The 2,677-nt window shown below is 48.6% G+C and carries 4 protein-coding genes; all 4 read left to right on the top strand.

The window, feature by feature from the left end; translation table 11 throughout:
• Nucleotides 1–190: 190 nt before the first annotated feature.
• Nucleotides 191–973 (top strand): formate dehydrogenase accessory sulfurtransferase FdhD, encoded by a 783-nt coding sequence (gene fdhD, locus ACTTJF_RS10065; RefSeq protein ID WP_442551849.1) that lies wholly within the window; start codon nucleotides 191–193, stop codon nucleotides 971–973.
• Nucleotides 966–1,733 carry a winged helix-turn-helix domain-containing protein gene (locus ACTTJF_RS10060; RefSeq protein ID WP_442551848.1) on the top strand — a complete coding sequence of 256 codons (768 nt, stop codon included), beginning with the start codon at nucleotides 966–968 and terminating at the stop codon, nucleotides 1,731–1,733. Before fdhD ends, ACTTJF_RS10060 begins: the two co-directional genes overlap by 8 nt.
• Nucleotides 1,734–1,760: 27 nt before the next feature.
• Nucleotides 1,761–1,949 carry a hypothetical protein gene (locus ACTTJF_RS10055; RefSeq protein WP_004320751.1) on the top strand — a complete coding sequence of 63 codons (189 nt, stop codon included), beginning with the start codon at nucleotides 1,761–1,763 and terminating at the stop codon, nucleotides 1,947–1,949.
• A gap of 173 nt (nucleotides 1,950–2,122) precedes the next feature.
• A partial coding sequence (locus tag ACTTJF_RS10050; protein ID WP_442551847.1) for an aminotransferase class V-fold PLP-dependent enzyme occupies nucleotides 2,123–2,677 on the top strand: 555 nt, incomplete at its 3' end.

The raw sequence follows: 2,677 nt of genomic DNA, 5'->3' as shown, positions 1-2,677 counted from the left end.
ATTATAGCGACAGCCCAAAAAACTATCTTTAAGATATATGCTAAATTTGCATATATAAATCATCATCAGACACCGATAAAAACGCGCTAAAATACGTTTAAGTTTTTGCTTGATTTAAGCAAGAATTCACTACAATCAAATCTTAAATTTAGATTTTCAAGCTATCATTTCGCAAAAATTAAGGAAAATCATGCAACCTATTTTTACGACCCAAATCACCAAATTTAAAGGCGCGCAAAAAAGCGTCATGGACGATATTTTGGTGCGCGAAATCAAGCTTGAGATCTACATAAACAGCAAGCGTTTCGGCGCGCTCATGGCAACTCCGACCGATCAGGAGGCTCTAGCTGCGGGCTATCTCATCAGCGAAAATTTGATCGCAAGTCCTGAGGATATCGAGGGCATAGAGCTCTCAAGCGACGCTTTAAGCGTGCGGGTAAAGGCTAAAATAAACGAAAAACGCCTCGAGCAGTTTGACGAGGAAAAGGTGATAATCAGCGGCTGCGGGCGCAGCTCGACGGCAAACATCGACCCTGAGGCTATGGCGGCGCGCGCTATAAAGGCCGACGTCAAATTTAACAAAGACGAAATTTTACGCCAGATGGGGCAGTTTTACACACAGTGCGAGCTCTACGAGATGACGGGATGCGTGCACACGGCCAAGCTTTTCGTGAGCGGCGAGCAGTTTTACATCGGCGAGGATATCGCTCAGCACAACACCATAGATAAAGCCGTCGGCAAAGCTATACTAGCTGGCTCGCAGCTGCAAAATTCGTTTTTGATGGTGAGCGGCAGGCTAAGCTCCGAGATGGTCGCAAAAGCGGTCATGCACGGCATCCCCGTGCTCGTCTCGCGCACGGCTCCTACTAGCCTTGGCGTCGTGATAGCGCGTAAATTTAACCTCACGCTGTGCGGCTTTGCGCGCGGCGAAAACATAAACGTATATAGCGGCGCGGAGAGAATCTATGAGTGAGCAAATCCAGGGACTGATCGCAAAACTATTAAATCCAAAAGGCAGGCTAGACTGCGGAGCAGCGTTTAAGATCGCCTCAAAGCTAGGCGTAGAGATCGGCGAGGTTAGCGACGAGGCCGAAAAAATGGGCGTAAAGATCGACAACTGCGAGCTGGGGCAGTTTGGCGGGCTAGAAAACGGACGCGGCAAATACACCGTGATGACGCAGCTAAAACAGATGACCGACGAAAAGGGCAGAATACTGTGCAAAGACGCTAGAGACGCGGCTGCGGGCGTGGGGCTAAAGACAATCCGCTCGACGCTAAAAGACTATAAAATCGACGTAAAATACTGCCAGTTGGGGTGTTTTAAGGAGAAGAAAGGAAAAAAGATGAGAGTAAAAACCAAAACTTGGATAGAAAACGACGAGGGCGAGCTGATATTCGGCAAGGGCAAAACTGAAGTCCTAGACATCATCGCCGAGGTCGGCTCGATCTCAAAGGCCGCCGAAATCCTAGGCATGAACTATAAAAAATGCTGGAATCATCTGCAAATTTTGCAAAAAAATCTAAAAGAGGAGCTCTTCACCACCAAGCAAGGCGGCGGCGAAAATGCCGGCACGACGCTAAACGAGCGCGCGCATGAGCTCATAAACGCCTACAGGCAGCTACAAAACGACATCGAGGACTTTGCGGATAAGCGCTTTAAGGAGCTGTTTTTGAAAAAAGACGGCGAGAAAAAGGACTCGACCAAAGACGATGCAAACGATAAAAAGAAATAAAACCACATCAAATTTAAGGGAGAAAAAATGTACGTAAAACTAAACGATAGGGTCTATCTAAACAAAGACAAGATCACTAGAATAAAGGTAGATAGCGTCCAAGACGGTATCAGGATTCGCTTCTACGAGGGGCAAAATCAAGTCGCTAAAAGCGGACGCTTCGAGAGCGAAGCAAAAGCTATCGAGTGGCTAGAGAAAAATTTTATAAATAAATAAAATTTTCTACCTCTCGCAAAGGGTCGCGAGCCTCTGCGGCTAGCGTCTCTTTGCCTTAAAAACTCGCACGAACAGCTAAATTTAATCTCCAAATTTCCTAGTCTTTCCATCGCAAAAGCCCCAAATTTGCGAAAATTTAATATAATTACCGTATCAAATTTAAAGAGTAAAAAATGCTAAATTTAGACGAAATTCGAAAAAATATCATCCTAAAACCGGGCGTGCATTATTTTGACTACACCGCTTCGGGGCTTGCCTACGAGCCCGTAGAGCGCGAGATAGCGGAGACTCTCAAAACCTACGCCAATACCCACTCCGACAGTAGCTCGAGCGCCATCATCATGCAGCGGCGCTACGAGGGCGCGCGCGAGAACCTAAAAAAGCTGCTGGGGCTTGACGAGCGGTTTTATCTCATCGCCTGCGGACAGGGCGCGACGGCCGCGATCAAGAAATTTCAGGAGATACTGGGCATCTACCTGCCGCCTGCGACCAGAGGCGCGATCGGCGAGGCAAATTTACGCGCCGCGCAGCTTCCGCTCGTGCTCGTTTCGCCGTACGAACACCACTCAAACGAGCTTAGCTATCGCGAGGGGCTTTGCGACTACCTGCGTGTGCCTCTTAGCGAGGGCGGCGAGATCGATCTGCTCGCGCTTGAGCGCATCCTAAAGCTAAACGCCGGACGCCGCATCATCGGCTCGTTTAGCGCCGCCTCAAACGTCACGGGCGTC

The sequence above is a fragment of the Campylobacter sp. genome (assembly GCF_052170435.1).
Lineage (GTDB): Bacteria > Campylobacterota > Campylobacteria > Campylobacterales > Campylobacteraceae > Campylobacter_A.
This window is presented reverse-complemented; position numbering and strand designations above follow the sequence as displayed.